Source organism: Pseudomonas petroselini, from assembly GCF_045037875.1.
GTDB classification, from domain to species: domain Bacteria; phylum Pseudomonadota; class Gammaproteobacteria; order Pseudomonadales; family Pseudomonadaceae; genus Aquipseudomonas; species Aquipseudomonas petroselini.
In genome coordinates this window covers 1,333,245-1,355,141 of record NZ_CP173614.1, presented here as the reverse complement: position 1 = coordinate 1,355,141, position 21,897 = coordinate 1,333,245, and the positions used below count along the sequence as shown (strand labels likewise).

Sequence of the window (21,897 nt, the reverse complement as noted above, 5' to 3'; positions counted from 1 at the left end):
CTGTAGCCTCCTGACGATAAGCACACGCCATGAACCTGCCCGTTTCCCCTGCCCTGTTCACCCCCAGCTGGCACGCCGAGCTGGAACTCGGCTACGCGCGTTTCGGCGACACCACGCGCCCGGTAATGCGCCGCCACCTCGGCCCGCTGCGGGTGCAGAAGCACCTGTACGCCGAAGGCCCCGAGGTGTGCCAGCACATCATCGTGCACCCGCCTGGCGGGATTGCCGGCGGTGATCGCCTGGATATCAGCGCCCATGTCGGCGCCGGCGCCTGGGCGCAATTGACCAGCCCTGGCGCGGCCAAGTGGTACCGCGCCGGCGGCCCGGCGTATCAGCAACTGGACCTCTGCGTGGAAGCCGGCGCCACGCTGGAGTGGCTGCCCCAGGAAACCATCGTCTTCAGTGCCGCCCAGGCCGAACTCACCACGCGTATCGAACTGCAAGGCGATGCGCGGCTGTTCTACTGGGATGTGGTCGCCCTGGGGCGCCCGGCCAGCAATGAGCGTTTCGACCTCGGCCACTTCCAATCGCACCTGGATATCCGCCGCGACGGCCAGTTGCTCTGGCACGAGCGCCAGCGCATTGTGGGCGCCGACGGCCTGCTCGACTCGCCCATCGGCCTGGACGGCCAACCAGTGTTCGCCACGCTGCTGGTGACCGGCGATATAGAGCCCGAATTACTCGAACACTGCCGCGCCCTGCCCCACGCCGTGCGCGGCGACCTGACCCAACTGCCCGGCTTGCTGGTCGCCCGCTGCCTGGCCAGCGAAGCGTTGCTGGCGCGGGGATGGTTGATTGATTTATGGAAATTGTTACGCCCCGTCATGTTTGGGCGAGAGGCGGTCGCACCACGAATCTGGAGCACATGAAGATCAATATGTGGGAGGGGGCTTGCTCCCGATAGCGGTGGGTCAGTGACAGATGTATTGCCTGACACTGCCCTATCGGGGGCAAGCCCCCTCCCACACTTGATCTCCATTGTATTTACGAATGTATTTCACGACGGACTGAACCATGGACCTGACCCCACGGGAAAAAGACAAACTGCTGATCTTCACCGCCGGCCTAGTGGCCGAACGGCGCCTGGCACGCGGCGTGAAGCTCAACTACCCGGAAACCATCGCCTACATCTCCGCCGCCTTGATGGAAGGCGCGCGCGACGGCCGCACCGTGGCCGACCTGATGCACTTCGGCACCACCCTGCTCAGCCGCGAACAGGTGATGGAAGGCATCCCGGAGATGATCCCGGATATCCAGGTGGAAGCCACTTTCCCCGACGGCACCAAGCTGGTCACCGTCCACCAACCCATCGCCTGAGGCACGGCCATGATTCGTGACGCGACCCAAAACGATTTGCCGGCGATCCGCGATATCTACAACGACGCGGTGCTGAACACCACAGCGATCTGGAACGAACAACCGGTGGACCTGGGCAACCGCCAGGCGTGGTTCAGCGCACGGCATGCCCAGGGTTATCCGATCCTGGTCAGCGTCGAAAACGCGGAAGTCACCGGCTACGCCTCCTTCGGCGACTGGCGCCCCTTCGAGGGCTTCCGCTACAGCGTCGAACACTCGGTGTACGTGCGCAACGACCAACGCGGCAAAGGCCTCGGCCCACTGCTGATGCAAGCCCTGATCGAACGCGCCCGCGCCTGCGGTAAACACGTGATGGTCGCCGCCATCGAAAGCGGCAACCAGGCCTCGATCCGCCTGCATGAGCGCCAAGGCTTCATCACCACCGGGCAGATGCCCCGAGTGGGTATCAAGTTTGGTCGCTGGCTGGACCTGACCTTTATGCAACTGGCTTTGAATCCGGGCGCGGAACCGCCCAAGGAGTGAGATCGATGAATGCCGCGCACCTGCGTCGAGTCAATGCAGAAAGTTTTGCCCACTACCGACTGGGTTTGATCGAGCTGTTGCTGGACGCGGTGAAGCATGGTGCTTCGGTCGGCTTCATGGCTGACTTTGATGAGGCTCAAGCGCGCGCTTATCTGAGCGGCGTACAAGTGAGCATCGAAGACGCCAGCCTGCTGCTATGGGTCGTGGTACGCGACGAGCAGGTGATCGCCAGCGTGCAGTTGGCGCTGTGCCAGAAGGCCAATGGCCTGAACCGCGCCGAGGTGCAAAAGCTGCTGGTGCACAGCAGCGCGCGCCGGCATGGCCTGGGCCAACAGTTGATGAACACCCTGGAACTTGCCGCGCGCCAGCACAAGCGCGGCTTGCTGTACCTGGACACCGAAGCCGGCTCGCCGGCCGAAGCCTTCTACCAGTCGCTGCGCTACACCAAGATCGGTGAGCTGCCCGACTACTGCCAAAGCCCGGACGGGCGCTACAGCCCGACCGCCATCTACTTCAAGACCCTGGGGCAACCTGCATGATTCCTGGTGAATATCAGATTCAGCCTGGCGATATCGAACTCAACGTCGGCCGCCGCACCGTCACCCTCAGTGTGGCCAACAGCGGCGACCGGCCGATCCAGGTGGGCTCGCATTACCATTTTTTCGAGACCAATGACGCGCTGACCTTCGACCGCGCCGCCAGCCGTGGCATGCGCCTGAATATTCCGGCGGGCACGGCGGTGCGGTTTGAGCCGGGGCAGAGTCGAGAAATCGAGTTGGTGGATTTGAGCGGCGGGCGACGGGTATTCGGGTTTGCCGGGCGGATCATGGGCGATCTTTAGGGCCTCATCGGGGGCATGCCCCCGATAGCGATTTCATATTCAACACATATCTTCAGGGCAATCACATGAAAATCAGCCGCCAAGCCTACGCCGACATGTACGGCCCCACCGTCGGTGACAAGGTCCGCCTGGCCGACACTGAGTTGTTCGTCGAGGTCGAAAAAGACTTCACCGTCTATGGTGAGGAGGTGAAATTCGGCGGCGGAAAAGTGATCCGCGATGGCCAGGGCCAGAGCCAGTTGCTCGCCCATGAAGTGGTCGACACGCTGATCACCAACGCGCTGATCATCGACCACTGGGGCATCGTCAAGGCCGACGTCGGCCTGAAAAACGGCCGCATTCACGCGATCGGCAAAGCCGGCAACCCGGACATCCAGCCCGGCGTGACCATGGCCATCGGCGCCAGCACCGAAGTGATTGCCGGCGAAGGCATGATCCTCACCGCAGGCGGCATCGACTCCCACGTGCACTTCATCTGCCCACAGCAGATCGAAGAAGCGCTGACCAGCGGCGTCACCACCATGATCGGCGGTGGCACGGGACCTGCCACCGGTACCAACGCCACCACCTGCACCTCGGGCCCTTGGCACCTGGCGCGCATGCTCCAGGCCAGCGATTCGTTCCCGATGAACATCGGTTTCACCGGCAAGGGCAACGCCAGTTTGCCCGAGCCATTGATCGAGCAGGTCAAGGCCGGCGCCATCGGCTTGAAGCTGCATGAGGACTGGGGCACCACCCCGGCCAGTATCGATAACTGCCTGAGCGTGGCCGATGACTACGACGTGCAGGTGGCGATCCACAGCGACACCCTCAACGAATCCGGCTTCGTCGAAACCACGCTGGCCGCGCTCAAGGGCCGCACCATCCACACCTATCACACCGAAGGCGCCGGTGGCGGTCACGCACCGGACATCATCAAGGCGTGTGGCTTCTCCAACGTGCTGCCCAGCTCGACCAACCCGACCCGGCCGTTCACCCGCAACACCATCGACGAACACCTCGACATGCTGATGGTCTGCCATCACCTGGACCCAAGCATTGCAGAAGACGTGGCCTTCGCCGAAAGCCGCATCCGCCGCGAAACCATCGCCGCCGAAGACATCCTGCATGACCTCGGTGCGTTCTCGATGATCAGCTCCGACAGCCAGGCCATGGGCCGCGTCGGCGAGGTGATCACGCGCACCTGGCAGACCGCCGACAAGATGAAAAAACAACGCGGCGCCTTGCCCGGCGACGGTCCCGGCAACGACAACTTCCGCGCCAAACGCTACATCGCCAAGTACACCATCAACCCGGCGATCACCCATGGCATCAGCCATATTGTCGGTTCGATCGAAGTGGGCAAATGGGCCGATCTGGTGCTTTGGCGCCCAGCGTTCTTCGGCATCAAGCCGACCCTGATTCTCAAGGGCGGCGCGATTGCCTCCAGCCTGATGGGCGACGCCAACGCCTCGATCCCCACCCCGCAACCGGTGCACTACCGCCCGATGTTCGCCAGCTTCGGCAGCTCGCTGCACGCGACCAGCCTGACTTTTATCAGCCAGGCGGCCTTGGACGCCGGATTGCCCGACGCCCTGGGCTTGAAGAAGCAGATTGCCGTGGTCAAGGGCTGCCGGAACGTGCAGAAAGCCGACTTGATCCACAATGACTACCTGCCGGATATCGAGGTGGACCCACAGACCTATCAGGTCAAGGCCGACGGCGTGTTGCTGTGGTGCGAGCCAGCGGAGATGTTACCCATGGCCCAACGTTATTTTCTGTTCTGACGTCGGTCAGTCGCGGGTACAACGTGTGGCTGATGAGCCCGCCGGGGATGTAGCCGAAGACAAGGTCATGGCCGATACCTTATTGGGTGATGAAGCCGTCATCGTATTCATCACCCACAAGACGCAAGCCTTAACTATGCAGGGTTGTCCGGTTATGGCTGTTCGGCCATTTCAGCAGCGGTCAGCCCTTTGATGAGGGCTTGCTTGAGGGTCGACCACTCATTCATCAAGGCGTTGCTGGCGTCACGGTAGCGCTCGCTTGTGAGGTCATCTTCGGTGCTCAAGGCTTCAAGCCGCGCCAGGATGGGGTCGCGGTTAGCCGCAAACTGATCGGCGTATTTGCGCTGTAAAAACACCTGCCAGAACTCGCGCTGGGTGGTGGCGATAAATGCCTTGGCCGAGCCCTCCAATCCCAGCACTTCAGCTTCGGCCGCGGCCAGCATCTGCGGGGTAACCTGCGCAGTGGCCAGGTAGACCGCCTCTTGCGGTTGCCCCGGTAAGCCCAGGCGGTCGCGCAAGCCGATACGGTAGGCCAGGCGTATTTCCACGCGGTCGATCGCCAAGGCCCGTTTCACCTTGCTTTTGAGCGTGTCATGGGACTGGGCAATGACTTCAAGACGCGTGTCGGCATCTCGCTGTGCAATACGCTCCACCTCATCGAGACGAAACAGGCCCTGGGCCAATTTGAGCAAGCGGGTTGAGGCCTGTGCATCATCAACCACGCCCAGTTCCTCGTCAGACAGGCGGCGCAATTCCAGCCGACTGAACACCAACGTAATACCGTCTTGGCAGGTGTCTACTTCACCCGCCAACTCAAACAGGCTTTCGCGTAGCTCACCCGATTCGGCCGCCGCATCCAACAGGGCCCATACCCGTGAGGCCAGATTCGAATAGGCGTTTTTGTAATCATCGGTTTTGCTCAACTCACTCAACAGCCTGAAAAACTTCTCACTGGGCAGGATTGTTCCGTCGGGTTCCACACCCGGTGCCTCGCGCTCGATCAGCGCTGCGTTGAGCAGTGTCCAACGCTCGGTCCTGGCGGCCCGCTCCCCCTCAGGCACATCACGCATCCATTGCGCCAAGCGCTCACTGGCGCTGGCTATCACCGGCTCTGGCGCCGTCACTGCCAGCGGCCCTTGGGGCACCCTGCCCGGCTGGGTGACCCGTACGTGCACCTCTGCGTAGTCATCGAGCCCCTGGGCGGAAAGCGGGTTACCGTCCAGGTAGGTGGCGATAAAAATTCTGCGCATGGCGACAGGGTCCTCGTCAGCCGGGTCCAGCAGCTCGTTGGACGCCTGGGTGATCTGATTGTCACGCAGGTCGAGGATCTCAAGGTTCGCCAGCTCACGCAGGCCCGAGGGCATGCGGGTCAGGCCCATGCTGACCAGATCAATGTGGGTCAGCCACGTCAGGGCGCTCAGATCCAGCGCGCCCTCCAGTGGGTTGCCTCGCAGTGTCAGCCGACGCAACGTCGTGCAGCGTTGCAAGAGCGGGGTATCGAGGGTGGTGAGATCATTGTTGGCTACGTCCAGGGTTACCAGACGCGTCTGCTCACCCAACGCCGCAGGCACCTGCGTCAGGCGGTTGTTGGGGGCCTCGAACGTTTTCAGATGAGGGAACGCGCGTAAAAACTCGGCCGGGACCTCAAGCAAGCTCATGTGCCCCAGGTCGATAAAGCTGATGAACGGAAAGGACCCGGCAGGCAAGACCGGCAATGTGGGCGCCTCGAAACCGTTGAAGCTGAGTTTGTAACCCATAAACCGGTGACTGCGACTGTAAACAGGCTCCCCTGCGACCTCCTGCCAACTGTTGAGCAGCTTCATGCGGATGACGCTGCGCGCATAATCGGTCGCCCGCACCACCTTGCCCTCTTGCGCGGGCCACTCCAGGGCCAGCCCATGCCAGGCGTCGAGGGTCTGCTTCAAACTGGCGAACTGCGCCTCCAACTCGGTGAGGCGCGCCCCGCGCCGGTCAGCCAGGCTGCGCAAAAAGCTATCGACTTCGCTGGTGCGCCAATAGGGGTAGATCTGACGCACTCTTGCGCGGTCCTGATTGGTCACTTCGCAACCGCCGTTCATAAGGCCACCTCCCCACACACGGCATTCAAGGGGTAGCCGTCACGACGGGCGGCCACGCGCATCACGCGTTCAAACCAAGGTGTTTCCACCGGCAGGTTCAAGGCCTTTCTCAGGGCCTTGGGTGCCAGTGCGTTGTCCTGAATCGCGTGTTTCAACGCAGGCGCCTCACTCACATGCGGCCGTCCCATGGCGGTACGTTCGCTATCGGGCAGAGCATGTTGCAACGCGGCATACAGGGTGTCCGGCGCATGCAGCTCATGGCCTTGGCCGTCGAATGCCTGATACCGCGTGCCGTTTTTCACCAGCACTTTGGTCTCAAGCGCAAACGCTGGACCAACGCTGGTGCGCAGCGAGCCGGACAGGGACTCATCGCGAAGCTCAATGCGCACCTCGCCGCTCCATCCCGGCAGGGTTTCCAGGGTTTTAAGCACCAGCGTTGGCGCGTCGGGATTGGCCGGACTCTCCAGGTAAAGGCCTTCATACGCCCGTGCTATTCGTACACGCTGCTGCAGGTAACGCAGTGCTTCGCTGATCCGCAGCGGTATCAGTCGGCGCTGCTCGGCGCTTGGACCAAAGGGGGCGTTCAGGGTCTCAAGTTCCTTGGGTGTCGCTCGGTAAAGTACCTCCCTAACGATGCTGGTGGGCATCTCGGGAAAACGACGCTGGATCACCTGAATCAATGCCCGTTGTGAATCACCACTCAGCAGCGGTTCGTCGCTGTAAAGACTGTTGAACAGCCGCTGCCCACTGCGCTCGGCGAAGGCGGCCAGCCGCTGCTGCAACTGCGCGGCCCGCGCTGTGGCGTCCGCAGGGGCGTGCTGGCCCAGCACCTGTTTGATCTGTTCGTCGTTAAGGAATTGCACACTACGTTCGGGCAGTTTCCCGGCCATCAAGTCGGCCTTGGACACCCTCAGGATGTCACCTGCCATTGCGCTGCGCAGGCCATAACGCGCCTGCTCACCGAACGGGCTGAACACCTCGATGACGGTGTTGGCGGGCCACCCAGGGAGGTCGACCATCAGTGCCGCCGCGTAGTCGCACAGCGTGCTGCTGCAACGGCCGCGACGTATCTGCTCAATGACCTCACGCGCATCGGCATCAGCGGCAAAGCGCCGCAGCGTGTCCTTGAGCAGGCCGGGAAACGGCTCGGACTCGACGTACAGCTTGCGTAAGACGTCCTCGCTCATCGTGCTGACGGCCAATATCTGCTTACGCTGGACATCATCGAAACGCTCGAACGCCACGCCCAGGCGGTCACGCAGCTGCGCACCTTGCCATTGCAGCGGCTGGTCGAGTTCATGGGTCCAGACCCCTTCGCCGTTGTGGCGCAAGCGCGGTTGGTAGGCGTTGCCGCGCGTGGGATGGCGCGCGGAGTAATGACCGCTTTGCGGGTCTTGCACGACCTCGTACTGCTGTTCGTCCAGCAGCAGTACCGAACGCCCCGGTAAACGATACAGCCCCAGGTGATCCGGCTGTGAGTCGGTGGGCAGCGGCACACGTCGGGCATACGCCGACAGGTTTGGCTTCCATAGGCGCGTTTGACCGTTGGGCAATTTGACGGCCTTCAAGCCCTCGACAAATGGCGAGGCCACGTAGTGAAAGATCACCGCCATTTCCGCCAGCGTCGCCAGGCTTTCCAAAACGTCGGTCAGGTGCGCCCACGCGGCCTCAACATCGCCCTGGCGCCAATCACGCACGCCCTCGAAGACACTGCTGATCAGCTGGTTGGCGGTCACCAGCAGCATCGCGGCGCCCACGGGCGGTGCCACAAAGGCGGCAATGCCGACGACGAGCATGCCCACATTCAGGAAGTTGGACAGTCGGCGCTCGCGCGTCTGGGTGTCTTCCTTGGCGGTGGACACCGCCAGCACCTGACCATCGTCCAGCCGGCGCTGACGCCACTGGCCGAACATTTCGTACCAGATGCCTGAAAGACCGACCCACTGGAAGTTCAGCGACAGGCTGATATGCAGTTCAACATTTTCCCGAGGGTCACGTCGCCAGTGACGATCCTCGATGGGGCCTTTCAAGTTCGAGACAGGGCTGAGGTATTTGAGGTAACCGCGCAGGTCGTCCTTCCAATTGCTCCCCGCTGGAGAATCCAGAACCTTTTGAGTCAGGCGCAGGAAAAAGTGCGGCCGGTCCTTCTCCGAGAGAAAACGGCTGAAAAAACGCTGGTAGTCGGTGAGCACGTCGCGCCCGCTGTCAATACGGCTGCCCTCGGGCCGGTACATCAGTTGGTGGGTCAACTCTGCTTCGAAATCACGGAAGGACGGATAGGTTTTCACCGGGTGATCGGGGTCATCCGGGATGTAGGCAATGACGTAACTACCGTCGTAGCGGTTGGCGTGTGTGCGAAAAAACACGGCACACTCCGTCAGGTTGTAGCCCAGGATGCGCAGCGGGCTGTAGGTGACCGGGCGTCCGTTGTCCCGGACATCGTCTTTGTCATGGATCACGTCAACCAACAGCTCGTAGTGCCGAAGTTCGATGTCTTCTTTGAGCAGCGCCAAATACGCCGCTGCTTTTAACGCCGCCTTTTGGTTCAAGGTGTACGCGGTGGAAATGGCGACTTGCTCCGCCTGCGTACCGCCGTGGAAAAAATCGTTCACGTGTTTGGCGTAAAGCCCACCGATATCCAGGGTTCGGCAAATCGCTACAAACTGCGCAACCGTGAGCTTGATGCGAACGATATCGAAATGTCCCTGGGCATCGGGCGCACTGATAAATGAAGACACGCTGTCGAAGTAATCGGGCAGGGCTTCAAACGCCTCGAAGTTGTTCAGGGCCGCCTGTAACAGAGAGAACGTGCGGGTGCGATAACCCGCCGTATTAACGCCCACGGGTATGCCGAAAAACGTGTATTCCACCGGGTAATAAAGCCGCAGCCAGGTGTTATCGACATCCAGCTCATGGCCGGCCGCTTTGAGGGCCGCCACCAGCAAGGGTTTGGCGAAGTCTGTGATGTCCTGAATGCCCCGGTTCGACAGATCGAACTGGTTTTGCGCGTGGCAACTGGCCTCGGTCAGTGTTTTCAAGACTGACTGCTGGGGTTCGGTGAGTGCCTGGTACCCGTCGGGGCTGTCGGGCTGTATCGCTTTGAGGGCTTTGCGCCGAGCCGTTGACGATTGCAACAGGCACTGCGGGATGGCGTTTTTGATCAGTTCAAAGTGGACGCCTTGATGGCGTGTCACGGGCCTGTTTGGGGCTGACAGTTCTGGCATTGCGGGGACCTGCGCGTAAATTAAGACGGATCGCTTAATCTACGCATGGCCCCCTGCAGATGGACGTCAACTAAATACCCCTTAGTTGCTCCAGGCTTCCCTCGGATCGAACGCGGCCTTTTGCGCCAGTTCCTGCCACAGCGCCTTGACCTCGTCATCCGTGTTCTTCGGCATGACCGCCTTGAGTTGCACAAACAGGTAGCCGCGCTGCCCGGCCTTGTTCAGCAAGCCATGGCCCTTGGCGCGCATACGCTGGCCGTTCTGGCTGCCGGCCGGCACCTTGAGGTTGATCTTGCCGGTGAGGGTCGGCACCGCCACTTCCGTGCCCAACGCCAATTCCCATGGCGCCAGGGGCAGGTTGATGATCAGGTTTTCGCCGTCCACTTCGAACTTGGGGTGCGGGGCAAACTTGATGATCAGGTACAGGTCGCCATTGGCCCCACCGCCAATCCCCGGCGCGCCCTGGCCCTTGAGGCGGATACGCTCGCCATCGGCCACACCGGCCGGGATCTTCACATTCAGGCTCTTGGTGGTGTTGCTGACATGGCGGCCCGAGGCGTCGTATTGCGGCACCTGGAAGCTGATCTGCTTGGACTCGGTGGACAGCGTTTCCTCCAGGAATACCGACAGCTGCATCTCCACGTCCTGGCCTTTACGCCCGGCAGGACGGCGCTGGCCACCCCCGAAGGCATCGCCGCGCGAGCCGAAGATCGAGCTGAAGAAGTCCGAAAAATCCTCACCACCGCCGCCACCGCCATAGCCACCACGGCTCTGCCAGCCCGGAGGTCCCTGGAACGGTTGGCCATGCTGGCCGTATTTGCGCAGTTCGTCGTATTCGGCGCGTTTGTCGGCGCTTTTAAGCGCTTCATAGGCTTCGGACGCGTCCTTGAACTTGGCTTCGGCGTCTTTTTCCTTGCTGACATCAGGATGATACTTGCGTGCGAGTTTGCGATAGGCCGCCTTGATTTCCTTGTCATCGGCGGTCGGCTCGACACCCAGAATCTTGTAGTAGTCTTTGAAATCCATCGGCGGTTCACCATCCTTTATCGAGATCGCACAGCCCGGGGCACAACGTGCGCTGCTTTGCACCTGTTGAGTCTTGTGGCCTGGGGGTGCGTCAAAGTGTTATCGGCACTTGCCGTATGCAGCAGATGTGGGGGCAAATCCCCCAGTTTCAAGCACGATTTAACGGATGGTCGGCCTACGCATCCGCCCTCGACTGGCATACACTGCGCGGCCGTTTTTCAACCGGAACCCGATAGACATGAAAAACCCATCCCCAGCCCGTGCCTGCGGTATCGACTTTGGCACGTCCAACTCCACCGTCGGCTGGATCCGTCCCGGCATGGAAACGCTTATCGCGCTGGAGGACGACAAGATCACCCTGCCGTCGGTGGTGTTCTTCAACTTCGAGGAGCGCCGCCCGGTCTACGGTCGCCTGGCGCTGCACGAGTACCTGGAGAACTATGAAGGCCGGCTGATGCGCTCCCTCAAGAGCCTGCTGGGTTCCAAGCTGATCAAGCACGACACCAGCGTGCTCGGCACCGCGATGCCCTTCACCGACCTGCTGGCGCTGTTTATCGGCCAACTCAAGAGCCGCGCCGAAGCGAACGCCGGCCGCGAGTTCGAAGAAGTGGTGCTGGGCCGCCCGGTGTTCTTCGTCGATGACGACCCGATGGCCGACCAGGAAGCCGAAAACACCCTGGTCGACGTGGCGCGCAAGATCGGCTTCAAGGACATCTCGTTCCAGTACGAGCCGATTGCGGCCGCATTCGACTACGAGTCCACCATCGAGAAGGAAGAGCTGGTGCTGATCGTCGACATCGGCGGGGGTACTTCCGACTTCTCCCTGGTGCACCTGTCCCCGGACCGCCGTCACAACGACAACCGCCACGATGACATCCTCGCCACCGGCGGTGTGCACATCGGCGGTACCGACTTCGACAAACAGCTCAGCCTGCAAGGCATGATGCCGCTGTTCGGCTACGGCAGCCGCATGAAAAGCGGCGCCTACATGCCCACCAGCCACCACATGAACCTGGCCACCTGGCACACCATCAACTCGGTGTACTCGCAAAAATCCCAGCTGGCCCTGGGCAGCATGCGCTACGACATCGAAGACACCGGCGGCATCGACCGCCTGTTCAAGTTGATTGAACAGCGCGCCGGGCACTGGCTGGCGATGGAAGTGGAAGAAACCAAGATCCAACTGACCCACGAAGACAGCCGCCACGTGTTGCTGGACCGGGTTGAACCGGGGTTGAGCGTGGAGCTGAGCCGGGCACTGTTTGAGTCGGCCATTGATGGCTTGCTGGAGCGCGTGCGCAACAGCGTGACGCAACTGCTGACCGACGCCTCGGTGAGCGTGGCGCAGGTGGACACGGTGTTCTTTACCGGGGGTTCCAGCGGCATTCCGGCACTGCGCCAAAGCATCTCGGCGATGTTGCCGAATGCGCGGCATGTGGAAGGGAATATCTTTGGCAGTATCGGTAGCGGGTTGGCGATTGAGGCCAGTAAGCGCTACGGCTGCTGAATTTCAGCTGAAACACCGGGGTGACGCCATCGGGGGCAAGCCCCCTCCCACACTGACTGTGTTCACACGTCGACAGGTGTAACCACAGTACATGTGAGAGGGGGCTTGCCCCCGATGAGGCCCGCCCAGGCAAACATGCCTTAAACCATTCCGCCCAGCTTCAGCTCACTCTTCAAATACGCATAATAAATCGGCCCCGCCACCACGCCCGGCAGGCCGAATGCGGCTTCAAACACCAGCATCGCCAACAGCAACTCCCACGATTTGGCACTGATCTGCCCGCCCACGATCCGCGCGTTGAGGAAATACTCGACCTTGTGGATCACGATCAAATACCCCAGCGCCGCCACCGCCACCCAGATCGACAGCGACAGCGCGACGATGGTGATCAGGGTGTTGGACATCAGGTTGCCGATGACCGGCAGCAGGCCGAGCAGGAAGGTCAGTACGATCAGGGTCTTGGTCAGCGGCAGGTGAATCCCGCACAACGGCAGCACCACCGCCAGGAATATGGCGGTGAAGGCAGTGTTGAGCGCGGCGATTTTGATCTGGGCGAAAACAATGTTGCGAAACGCCTGGACCAGCAGGTGCAGGCGGTCGAACAGCGCGGCGGCCAGGGGTTTGCGTTTGGTCAGGTCGGGCACGCGTTGCAAGGCGATGATGGCGCCGAGCACCATGCCGATCAGCAGTGTAACGAACATGTGGGCGGCGTCTTTGCCGACCAGTTGCAGTTCACTCAGGTGCTTGCTCAGCCAATCGCCGATGGCGACGCGGAACTCGGCGGCACTGGCGGGCAGGTAGGCGTCGAGGAACGGCGGCAATTGGCCGCGCGCACGGTCGACCACGCCCATGAATTTGTCGAGGGACGCACCAGGGTTTTCCGCTTCGTGGAGCAGGAAGCTGATGGCGCCGGCAAAGATCAGGGCCAGCACGCTGACAATCAAGGTGCCAAGCAAAGCCACCGCCAGCCAGCGCGCGCGCCGGCCTTCGATCAACCGTTGCAGTTGGGGGGTGAGCATGTTGACCAGTTCATAGACCAACAAGCCGGCCAGCAGGCTGGGCAGCAATTTGAGCGGCAGCACCAGCAGCAACCCGCCGAAAATGATGATGTAGCTGGCCAGCAACAACACATGACGCTGAGAAAACGTTGGCATACAGCCTCAAAACGAGCGGCGTTAAAGGATGGGCAGTCTGCCAGCCTTGAGTGAATCAAGCGAGTGGGTAGGTTGTGAATGCGATCAAGTGTGGGAGCTGGCTTGCTGTGGTGAGTGGGGCTTGCCCCCCGACGGCATCACCACACATCCCAATAGGGCTGCTCCGCAGCCCAGCGCGGGGCAAGCCCGCTCACCACAAAAAAAACCGCTCCCACCGTCGACGGGCGTAATCAGCTACCTTTCAGGCAGGTGCTCATGAAGGTTTTACGCGCATCACCGGTCAGCGCTTTGGTTTTCGCCGACGCATTGCAATCCTTCATCTTCTGCTGCTGCGGTGTGAGGGTCTTGGCGTCATTGGCCGCCGGGGCCGACAGGCAGGTCTTCATGAACGCCTTGCGCTCGTCGCCCTTGAGCGTCTTGGTGGTGGCTTCGGCGTTGCAGGTGGTCATTTTGTTTTGCTGGGCGGTGGCGGCAAAACCCTGGGAACACAGCAGCAGGCCCATCATCAACAGCGGAATTCGCAGCATCTTCATGGAGTTTTCTCCCTGTTACCGTGCCGGAGGGCACGGCCTACCCAGCAGTGTAGTCAAAGCTTGTTACATCTTCATCGGCCGCGGATATGCGTCCGACGGTACTGCTCAGGGGTGCAACCGGCCTGGCGCTGGAACATGGCAATAAACGCCGACGCGGTGCTGTAGCCGAGGTCGAACCCCACCTGTTGCACGCTGCGGTCGCTGTCGAGGGCCTCGATGGCCGCCAGGTAGCGCAGGCGTTGGCGCCACTCGCCAAAGCTCATGCCCAGTTCCCGCACAAACTGGCGCGCCAGGGTGCGTTCGCTCACGTGCACCTGTTCGGCCCAGTGCGCCAGCGGGCGGTTGTCGCCGGGGCCGGCCTGCATGCCTTCCAACACACCGAGCAGGCCGGGGTGACGGGCGTAGGGCAGGAAGCACTCATGGATTGGCGCTTGCTTGAGCTGGTCCACCAGCACTTGGGCCAGGCGGATGTCAGCGTCGGTGTGCGGGATATTCACGTCACGCTGGGCGAAGTCGCTGAGGATGGCCTTAAGAATATCGCTGATGGCCAGGGTGCAAGGCTGCTGCGGCAGTTGCTCGCAGAGTTCCGGCGCCAACCCCACCGAGTGATAGACGATCGCTTCGGCGTTGTAGGAACTGTGCTCGGTATGCGGCGGCACCCACACGGCGTACTGCGGCGGTGACATGAAGCGGCTGCCGGCCACTTCCATGCGCATCACCCCCCTCGCGGAGTAATCCAGCGAGCCCCAGAAATGCTGGTGTGGGGTGCATTCGGTATCCGGTGCGAAGTCCGAGTAGCGGAAGTACACCGGGCTCGGCAACCGAGGGAAATCCGCAAGGCGTACGTTGTGCTTGGCCATATTGTCTGGATACAAAGGTCGTTTGTCTGGATCGCAGTATAAGCTTCGATCCAGACAATGGATAATCCTGCCTCATCTACACACCGGGCTCCTTTCGATGCAATACGCTTATCCCTTGCTGGCCATTTTTATCTGGGCCGGCAACACCGTCGTCAACAAACTGGCTGTGGGCTCGATCTTCCCGGCGGAAATCGGCTTTTATCGCTGGCTGCTGGCGGCGCTGCTGTTTACGCCATTCATGGTCAAGCCGGTGATCGCCAATTGGGCGCTGATCCGCCCAAACCTGGGCAAAGTGTTCATCCTCGGCGTACTCGGCATGGCGGTGTATCAAAGCCTGGCGTACTACGCCGCGTCGCTGACCAGCGCCACCAACATGGGCATTATCCTGTCGCTGATGCCGTTGATGGCGCTGACGGCGGCCATCATCAGCCTCGGCCAGCGCCTGACCTACGGCGCGCTGACCGGCGCGGTGCTGTCATTCGCCGGCGTGGTCGTGGTGGTGTCGGCCGGCAGCCTCGGCGCATTGCTGGAGCATGGGGTCAACCTGGGCGACGGCATGATGCTGGTCGCGACCCTGGCGTATGCGGTCTACAGCACCCTGCTGAAGAAATGGCAACTGCGCCTGCCACCGCTGGTGTTGCTGTATCTACAGGTACTGGTGGCGGTGGTGGTGCTGTTTCCGCTGTTCCTGTTCTCGGCCAAGGCCGGCCTTGGCTGGGCGAACATTCCGCTGGTGCTGTATGCATGCCTGCTGGCTTCGATGTTGGCGCCGCTGGCGTGGATGCATTCGGTGAAGACCTTGGGCCCGAGCCGCACAACGTTGTTTTTCAACCTGCTGCCGCTGATCACCGCGTTGATTGCCGCCGTGGTGTTGAAGGAGGAGCTGGCGCTGTATCACTTGGTGGGCGGTCTGCTGACCTTGGGCGGGGTGATCTTGTCGGAACGCTGGACCACGCCGGTGCGTTAAACCCCGGCCGCCTTCAAGCGCCGGGCATGCTCGACAAACAGCCGGATCGGCTCGGCCCCCTTGCCCACCAGCCCGAGCGACTGGTTGACGATATCAAAGTGGTCCAAGGGGTAGTCATCACCGATCACCAAGCCCAGGTGTGAGCTGTAGCGCCCGACCATGCCGTCGCACTGGCCCTTTTCGCGCACGAAGCTGCGGGCGAACACGCGGCAGCTGCGATTCGTGCCGTCGAAAAGGTTGCGGCCACGGTCGGTGATACCCGGTTGCAAGGTGCCGGACCACGAGTAATAGCGCACGCCATTGACCTCCTCGGCGCCCTGCCCGCCCCATGTCTGCGGCAACCCCTGTGGATAGTTTTGATTGAACAGCGCCACGCCGGCGCTGGTCAGGGAGTGGTGGGACGCCTGCAAATCCGCCTTGAAGCGTGGCCCGCGGTACCCGGTTTCCAACACGCCCATCACCCAGGCGGCCAGGTGAAACAGCGCGCTCATGATCCGACCTTTGGCGCCGTCAACGGGGTAATGGGTGTGGATATGGTCTGCCAGTTCCGACCCATGGTTGGGCCCGGCCACCGAGGTCACCGACGCCACCCACTCCGGGCGCTTGGCCGCCGCGTATCGGGCAGTGAGTGCGCCTTGGCTATGGCCGATCAGGTTGACCTTGTCGGCCCCGGTTTCACGGCGAAGGCGCTCGATCTGCACCAGCAATTGCTCGCCGCGCACCTCGCTGGAATCCAGCGGCGCCACGTGTACGGGAAACACCTGCGCCCCACCCGCCCGCAGTGCCGGGACGATGCCGTACCAGTAGGGGAACCACCCCAGGCGCACGAATCCGAGCATGCCGGGCACCAACACCAGGGGGTAACGCGTGGCTAATGACTGCGGCATGGGCCGAACGTCCGTGATCAGGAAGGGATGCCAATAGGCTAGCCGAGTCCCGCGACGAGGTTGTGACATAAATCCGATAAAACTTTTTGCGCAGCCCACCACTCACAACTGGAAGCGATCACGCCGACAGAGCGTGGCGTAAACCCGGATTAGCCCCAGGAGATTGAGATGACTGAAGCAAACTTGACTGACGTTGCGACCCTGCGCAGCCGCGCCCGCCAGAACGTCGAAAACGGTGCCGTGACCGAGGGTTACGACGCCGACCGCGAAGAGATCATTCGCCTGCTGAACGCCTCGCTGGCCACTGAGCTGGTCTGCGTATTGCGCTACAAGCGTCATTACTTCATGGCCAGTGGCATCAAGGCCGCGGTGGCCGCGCAGGAATTCCTCGAGCACGCGACTCAGGAAGCCGAACACGCCGATAAACTCGCCGAGCGCATCGTGCAGCTGGGCGGTGAACCGGAGTTCAACCCGGACCTGTTGTCGAAGAACTCCCACGCGCAGTACGTCGCGGGCAAAGACCTGAAGGAAATGGTCTACGAAGATCTGGTCGCCGAGCGTATCGCCGTGGACAGCTACCGCGAAATCATCCAGTACATCGGCGATAAAGACCCAACCACGCGCCGTCTGTTCGAAGAAATCCTCGCTCAGGAAGAAGAGCACGCCGATGACATGGCGGATATTCTCGAAAGCCTGTAACCCAGCAACACGCAATACCTATGTGGGAGGGGGCTTGCTCCCGATAGCGGTGGATCAGTCAATTGAGATATCGACTGATATGCCGCCATCGGGAGCAAGCCCCCTCCCACATTTGTTAACTGTGTATGACCCGTTAGCCTTTCACGGTCTTGGGCGCCTTGCCTTCCTTCATCTGTTGCAGCAACGGTGCGCACTCATTGGGCTCACCACCGCTTGGGGCAACCAGCGCCAGCAGCCCGGCGGCCGGACCAGCGATGACTCCCAGCGCCACCATGCCTGCGCCACGCAGCGTCAGGGGGATGGCTTTCACACCGGCATTCGGCTTGATAAACGGTCCGTTCACGTACAACGGTGAACGCAGGGAGAACAGGCGGAAGCCTTTAGATTCCGGGGTGACGGTCAGGTCCAACTGCTCCGTGGCCATGTTCGCCGTGCCATCGATGTAGATGATGGCGTTCTCCGTATCGAACACAAACAACCGCGTCGTCGCCAGGCCGGTCTTGATCCCGAAGTCTGCTGCCGCGCAGTTGATCTTCACTTCCTTGTCGCCAAACAAGCGACCTACCACGTAGTTGCCCACATTGAGCCCGGCGATTTCCATCAGGCCACGGCTGATTGCGCCGTCGTTGATCAGCATCTTCAGGTCACCGTTGGAAGTGCCCAGCAGCGCTGCCACGGAATTACCGCGACCGGAAATATCGGCATCGCCGTTCAGTTCACCAAAGCTGGTTTTCATCGGTTCGAACGTCGGGAACAACTGCTTGAGCTTGAAGTTGCGCGCGGTGAGTTTGGCGCGGCCTTCCATCGGGGTCGTGCGACCGTTCAAACGGATTTGTGCGTCCAACTTGCCGCCGGCCACGCCGAAACGCAGAGGTTCGAGGCTCAGTTCGCCGTCATTGAGCACCAAGTGAGTGTAGAGGTCGGTGAAGGGCAGATCGGCACTGTGCACGATGCGCTTGCCGGTAAATTCCACATCGGCATCCATGACACGCCAGCGCTCGGTGCGGAACTCTTCCACCGGCAGCACTTTGTTCGCGGGTTGCTTGCTGTCAGCGCCACGGGCTTTTTGCTTGGCATTGGAGTCGGCACCAATCAGGGGGGCGAGGTCGGTCATCAGCAGTTGGTTGGACACCAGCGCACCGCTGAGCTTAGGCCGCGGCTGGCTGGCGACGTAGGCGAGGTCACCATGGATATCGCTGTTGCCGATCTTGCCGTTGAAGTTGTCATAGCGGAACGAGGCGCCGTTGGCTTCGTGCAGCTTGGCGATCAGGTGACCGTCGGTGGAGTAGGCCGGTGAGTCCGGCAGGGTCACGCCGGTCAGCGGGTAGAGGTTGCCCAGGCTGGAACCGGCGAGCTTCAGGCGCAGGTCGAGGGCACCCAGGTTGAGCGGGTCAGTGAGGGTGCCGGCCAGGGCGATGCTGGTGTCGGCAATCTTGACTTGGGCCTGCAACGGGAACGGCTTGGCCGCGTCCTGCAGGGCCAGCAGGCCGCCGATCTTGCCGCTGCCGTCGAGTTTCTGGCCGTGATACTGGCCTTTGACCTTGAGGGCGAATGCGTAGTCCTGGGGCGCGGAACCTTTCTCCAACGCCTTCTTGGCATCGGCATCGCCGACGATTTCGCCGAAGGGAATGGGCTTGCCCAGCGGATCGATGATCACATCCAGTTGGGTCTTGAGGGTTTGGTCGTCGAGGGTCACGTGGCCCTTGTCGAAGCCGATGGCACCGATGTCCACCACCCAGTTGGAAGGTTCGGCGTCAGGGTCCTTGGGGTCGAACTTGAAGGTCCAGTTGGCGCGCCCGTCGGCCAGGCGCTGCAGCTGCGCGTCCGGCTCAGTGAGGTCGATGCGCGGGATCACCACGCGCTGCACCAGCAACGCCAGAGGCGAGATACGCAGCTCAACCTTTTTGAGGGTGACCATATGGGGTTTTTTCGACCAGTCGGGGTTGCCCAGGGTCAGGTCCTCGGCAATCACGTGAGGCCACGGTACCCAGGCGCGCCAACCGCCCTCATCGGGCTCACGCGCCCATACCACCGCCAGGTTGCCGTTGATGGCAAACGGTCGATGCAACTCCTCGGAAACCTTGGCATTGAGTGGCGGCTTGATGCGGTTCCAGTCAAAGAACACCAGGACCAATACCACCACGGCGATTAACAGTACGAAGCTGGCGCAGCTCCAAGCGACGATTTTACGAGTGCGCGTCATTGCACATAACTCCTGAATACGACTGGCTGGGTGACAGCCTTTAAGGACAGCTTATAGAACTACGACTGGCAAACCCTACGGGGGTTTAACCCAATCCTGGATTTGCCGGGAAAAACCTCAATTTCTGACCAGCTCGACAGATTCCCCCTACGAAGGCGCACCATTGTTACCCATGCGCGTGTCGAAAATACCCACACCGGTGCAAAACCGCGTGCTTGAGAGGCCCGTTCTAGAGCCCCCGCCAAGAACAATCAATTCCGTTGATTATTACCATTGTGTTTATGAACTTTTATATCGACTTATCGAGAGTAGCATTAGCCCTGTACCCACTTTATCGCCCTCCCAAGGAGCAACCCATCATGAAACGCCAAGTACTCGCTACCGTCCTGTTATCCATCCTGGCTTCCAGCGCCTTTGCCCTGCCAGCTGCCGAACAGGCCACTCCACAAGTCAAAGCCGACGCCGTTCACTTCAACCAGACGTTGGCCCGCAGCGGTTCGCAAGAAGACGAGAACCGTGACTATGCCAAAGGCGCTGTTGCTGAAAACGGTTCGGAACACGCCAACAAACGCGCTTACGCCGAAGGCCTGACCGAAAATGGCCGCAACCGCCTCGAACAAAAAGGCTTGGTTGAAGGCGGTGCTGACCGCCTGCAGGAACGTAACGCTGTTGCCGAAGGCGGCCGTGATCGCCTGGAACAGAAAGGTTTGGTTGAAGGCGGCGCTGAACAAGCCAACGAACGCGCCTACACCGAAGGTGTTGCCGAAGGCGGTGCAGACCGTCTGCAAGAACTGCATCAAGCACAGAGCTAACCCCGTGGTGGCCCAGAAAAAAGCCCGATCAGTCGATCGGGCTTTTGACTTTTTGTAGGCCCTGTTTGTAGACCCTGACACGCCCGCCCTCCCCGCCAAGTTCGACGCCAGCGAAGCTGTTTTGCTAGAGTGCGTCGCTGTACTTGCCGACAAAGCCCGCCCGCCCATGCTGCCCCGCGCCGAACAGAAGCAACAGACCCGCCTCGCCCTGATGGACGCAGCCCGCCATCTGATGGAGTGTGGCCGTGGGTTTGGCAGCCTGAGCCTGCGCGAAGTGGCGAAGACGGCCGGCATCGTGCCCACCGGTTTTTATCGTCATTTTGCCGACATGGACCAACTTGGACTCGTGCTGGTGAGTGAAGTGGGCCAGACCTTCCGCGCCACGATCCGCCTGGTGCGCCACAACGAATTCGTGATGGGCGGCATTATCGATGCCTCCGTGCGGATCTTTCTCGATGTGGTCTCGGCCAACCGTTCGCAATTCCTGTTCCTGGCCCGCGAGCAATACGGTGGCTGCCTGGCCGTGCGCCAAGCGATTGGTGCATTGCGCGAAGACATCACCCGTGATTTGGCTGCCGACCTGACGCTGATGCCCAAACTGCAGCATCTGGATCCAGAAGGCCTGCACGTGATGGCCGACCTGATCGTCAAGAGCGTGTTCGCCACCCTCCCCGACATCATCGACCCACCCGCCCAGGCGCTGCCGGACCACCTCACGCCCCAGGCGAAAATCACCCAGCAATTGCGCTTCATCTTTATTGGCTTGAAGCATTGGCAAGGGCTGGGCAGCACTGAATAAGGCAATCACCCAGACGAGTGAAAACGCTTGGCGGTGGTGTAGTTTTTGTTCCAGTAGGTGTTGCTCAAGGAATCGATACGGACGTTCTTGCCTGTGCGTGGCGAATGGATAAATTTGCCCTCACCTACATAAAGGCCCACGTGGCCGACCTGGCCGCGCCCATTCCCCTTGAAAAACACCGCATCGCCGGGCTCCAGTGCGTTGCGTTTGATGGTGGCGGCAGTCGACCGCTGCATGGCCGTCGTGGTGCGCGGTAGTTGGATATTGGCTTGGGTCTTGAACAGATAGACCAGGAAACTGCTGCAATCGAAGCCCTGATCCGCCGAGGTGCCGCCCCACTTGTAAGGCGTACCCAGCAGTTCATGGGCGCGGTCAACCACATCATCGATAGACGCTTGCTTCAGTGAAGCCGTGAACGAGGGATGGGAGGTCAGATTGGCGGAAGCCGATGAAAGAGTGAAAGACAAACCCACGATAACCAGGCAACAAAATGACTTGAACATGATGGACGTCGCAGTGAATTAAACACGGCGCACAGCCTACTGTTCTCGCAGGTAAGCTGATGGACGCCGATTCCGCATACCCTGTAGGGAAAATCCGAAAATGCCCATCGCGCGTGCAACCAGCAATAATTCGCACCAATTTGGCGCACACAAAGAATCTCCTCTCGCCCTATTTAGTGGCGTCAACGTACTGCCTACA

The 21,897-nt window shown here is 61.0% G+C and carries 20 protein-coding genes; 11 read left to right on the top strand and 9 right to left on the bottom strand.

The window, feature by feature from the left end:
* Nucleotides 1–29: 29 nt before the first annotated feature.
* From ACI512_RS06260 to ureC, 6 genes are all read left to right on the top strand, one after another.
* Nucleotides 30–869 (top strand): urease accessory protein UreD, encoded by an 840-nt coding sequence (locus ACI512_RS06260; protein WP_064053956.1) that lies wholly within the window; start codon nucleotides 30–32, stop codon nucleotides 867–869.
* 145 nt (nucleotides 870–1,014) lie between these two features.
* Nucleotides 1,015–1,317 (top strand): urease subunit gamma, encoded by a 303-nt coding sequence (locus ACI512_RS06255; protein WP_010213535.1) that lies wholly within the window; start codon nucleotides 1,015–1,017, stop codon nucleotides 1,315–1,317.
* A gap of 9 nt (nucleotides 1,318–1,326) precedes the next feature.
* Nucleotides 1,327–1,839 carry a GNAT family N-acetyltransferase gene (locus ACI512_RS06250; protein WP_093542793.1) on the top strand — a complete coding sequence of 171 codons (513 nt, stop codon included), beginning with the start codon at nucleotides 1,327–1,329 and terminating at the stop codon, nucleotides 1,837–1,839.
* Between the two features lie 5 nt (nucleotides 1,840–1,844).
* The gene (locus ACI512_RS06245; protein WP_405121702.1) at nucleotides 1,845–2,378 is read left to right on the top strand and encodes a GNAT family N-acetyltransferase; all 534 of its coding nucleotides are present in this window, start codon (nucleotides 1,845–1,847) and stop codon (nucleotides 2,376–2,378) included.
* Nucleotides 2,375–2,680, top strand: a complete 306-nt coding sequence (locus ACI512_RS06240) for an urease subunit beta (protein WP_012721964.1) — start codon at nucleotides 2,375–2,377, stop codon at nucleotides 2,678–2,680. The genes ACI512_RS06245 and ACI512_RS06240 overlap by 4 nt, the downstream gene beginning before the upstream one ends.
* 65 nt (nucleotides 2,681–2,745) lie before the next feature.
* Nucleotides 2,746–4,446, top strand: coding sequence for an urease subunit alpha (gene ureC, locus ACI512_RS06235; RefSeq protein ID WP_405121700.1), 1,701 nt, complete (start codon nucleotides 2,746–2,748; stop codon nucleotides 4,444–4,446).
* A 152-nt stretch (nucleotides 4,447–4,598) separates the two neighbouring features.
* Here the strand turns inward: ureC and ACI512_RS06230 are convergent, their stop codons facing one another.
* From ACI512_RS06230 to ACI512_RS06220, 3 genes are all read right to left on the bottom strand, one after another.
* Nucleotides 4,599–6,524 (bottom strand): NEL-type E3 ubiquitin ligase domain-containing protein, encoded by a 1,926-nt coding sequence (locus ACI512_RS06230; protein ID WP_405121699.1) that lies wholly within the window; start codon nucleotides 6,522–6,524, stop codon nucleotides 4,599–4,601.
* Nucleotides 6,521–9,562 carry a dermonecrotic toxin domain-containing protein gene (locus ACI512_RS06225; protein ID WP_236379866.1) on the bottom strand — a complete coding sequence of 1,014 codons (3,042 nt, stop codon included), beginning with the start codon at nucleotides 9,560–9,562 and terminating at the stop codon, nucleotides 6,521–6,523. Before ACI512_RS06225 ends, ACI512_RS06230 begins: the two co-directional genes overlap by 4 nt.
* 267 nt (nucleotides 9,563–9,829) lie before the next feature.
* Nucleotides 9,830–10,774, bottom strand: coding sequence for a DnaJ C-terminal domain-containing protein (locus ACI512_RS06220; RefSeq protein WP_012721960.1), 945 nt, complete (start codon nucleotides 10,772–10,774; stop codon nucleotides 9,830–9,832).
* Nucleotides 10,775–11,012: 238 nt separating this feature from the next.
* Between ACI512_RS06220 and ACI512_RS06215 the strand changes: the two genes are divergently transcribed.
* Nucleotides 11,013–12,281, top strand: a complete 1,269-nt coding sequence (locus ACI512_RS06215; RefSeq protein WP_405121697.1) for an Hsp70 family protein — start codon at nucleotides 11,013–11,015, stop codon at nucleotides 12,279–12,281.
* Between the two features lie 140 nt (nucleotides 12,282–12,421).
* On the opposite strand, the gene ACI512_RS06210 is transcribed toward ACI512_RS06215, so the two are convergent.
* From ACI512_RS06210 to ACI512_RS06200, 3 genes are all read right to left on the bottom strand, one after another.
* Complete coding sequence (locus tag ACI512_RS06210; RefSeq protein WP_012721958.1) at nucleotides 12,422–13,435, bottom strand: AI-2E family transporter; 1,014 nt, start codon at nucleotides 13,433–13,435, stop codon at nucleotides 12,422–12,424.
* Nucleotides 13,436–13,665: 230 nt separating this feature from the next.
* Nucleotides 13,666–13,968: a PsiF family protein gene (locus ACI512_RS06205; protein ID WP_010213547.1), complete on the bottom strand. Its 303-nt coding sequence runs from the start codon at nucleotides 13,966–13,968 to the stop codon at nucleotides 13,666–13,668.
* Between the two features lie 71 nt (nucleotides 13,969–14,039).
* Nucleotides 14,040–14,828, bottom strand: a complete 789-nt coding sequence (locus ACI512_RS06200; protein WP_236379870.1) for a helix-turn-helix transcriptional regulator — start codon at nucleotides 14,826–14,828, stop codon at nucleotides 14,040–14,042.
* 97 nt (nucleotides 14,829–14,925) lie between these two features.
* Between ACI512_RS06200 and ACI512_RS06195 the strand changes: the two genes are divergently transcribed.
* Nucleotides 14,926–15,795: a DMT family transporter gene (locus ACI512_RS06195; protein ID WP_064053962.1), complete on the top strand. Its 870-nt coding sequence runs from the start codon at nucleotides 14,926–14,928 to the stop codon at nucleotides 15,793–15,795.
* On the opposite strand, the gene ACI512_RS06190 is transcribed toward ACI512_RS06195, so the two are convergent.
* A complete protein-coding gene (locus ACI512_RS06190) occupies nucleotides 15,792–16,682 on the bottom strand; it encodes a triacylglycerol lipase (protein WP_064053963.1) in 891 nt (296 codons plus the stop codon). The genes ACI512_RS06195 and ACI512_RS06190 overlap by 4 nt on opposite strands.
* Nucleotides 16,683–16,850: 168 nt before the next feature.
* Between ACI512_RS06190 and ACI512_RS06185 the strand changes: the two genes are divergently transcribed.
* Nucleotides 16,851–17,381, top strand: coding sequence for a bacterioferritin (locus tag ACI512_RS06185; RefSeq protein ID WP_010213553.1), 531 nt, complete (start codon nucleotides 16,851–16,853; stop codon nucleotides 17,379–17,381).
* A 133-nt stretch (nucleotides 17,382–17,514) separates the two neighbouring features.
* Here ACI512_RS06185 and ACI512_RS06180 read toward each other — a convergent pair whose 3' ends face one another.
* Complete coding sequence (locus ACI512_RS06180) at nucleotides 17,515–19,584, bottom strand: AsmA family protein (protein WP_405121696.1); 2,070 nt, start codon at nucleotides 19,582–19,584, stop codon at nucleotides 17,515–17,517.
* A 359-nt stretch (nucleotides 19,585–19,943) separates the two neighbouring features.
* On the opposite strand from ACI512_RS06180, the gene ACI512_RS06175 reads away from it, so the two are divergent.
* Both ACI512_RS06175 and ACI512_RS06170 read left to right on the top strand, forming a co-directional pair.
* Nucleotides 19,944–20,396, top strand: coding sequence for a hypothetical protein (locus ACI512_RS06175; RefSeq protein WP_405121695.1), 453 nt, complete (start codon nucleotides 19,944–19,946; stop codon nucleotides 20,394–20,396).
* A gap of 166 nt (nucleotides 20,397–20,562) precedes the next feature.
* Nucleotides 20,563–21,195, top strand: a complete 633-nt coding sequence (locus ACI512_RS06170) for a TetR family transcriptional regulator (RefSeq protein WP_012721951.1) — start codon at nucleotides 20,563–20,565, stop codon at nucleotides 21,193–21,195.
* Nucleotides 21,196–21,200: 5 nt separating this feature from the next.
* On the opposite strand, the gene ACI512_RS06165 is transcribed toward ACI512_RS06170, so the two are convergent.
* Entirely contained in the window at nucleotides 21,201–21,698 is a 498-nt protein-coding gene (locus ACI512_RS06165; protein ID WP_046033935.1) for a C40 family peptidase, read from the bottom strand.
* Nucleotides 21,699–21,897 lie beyond the last annotated feature (199 nt).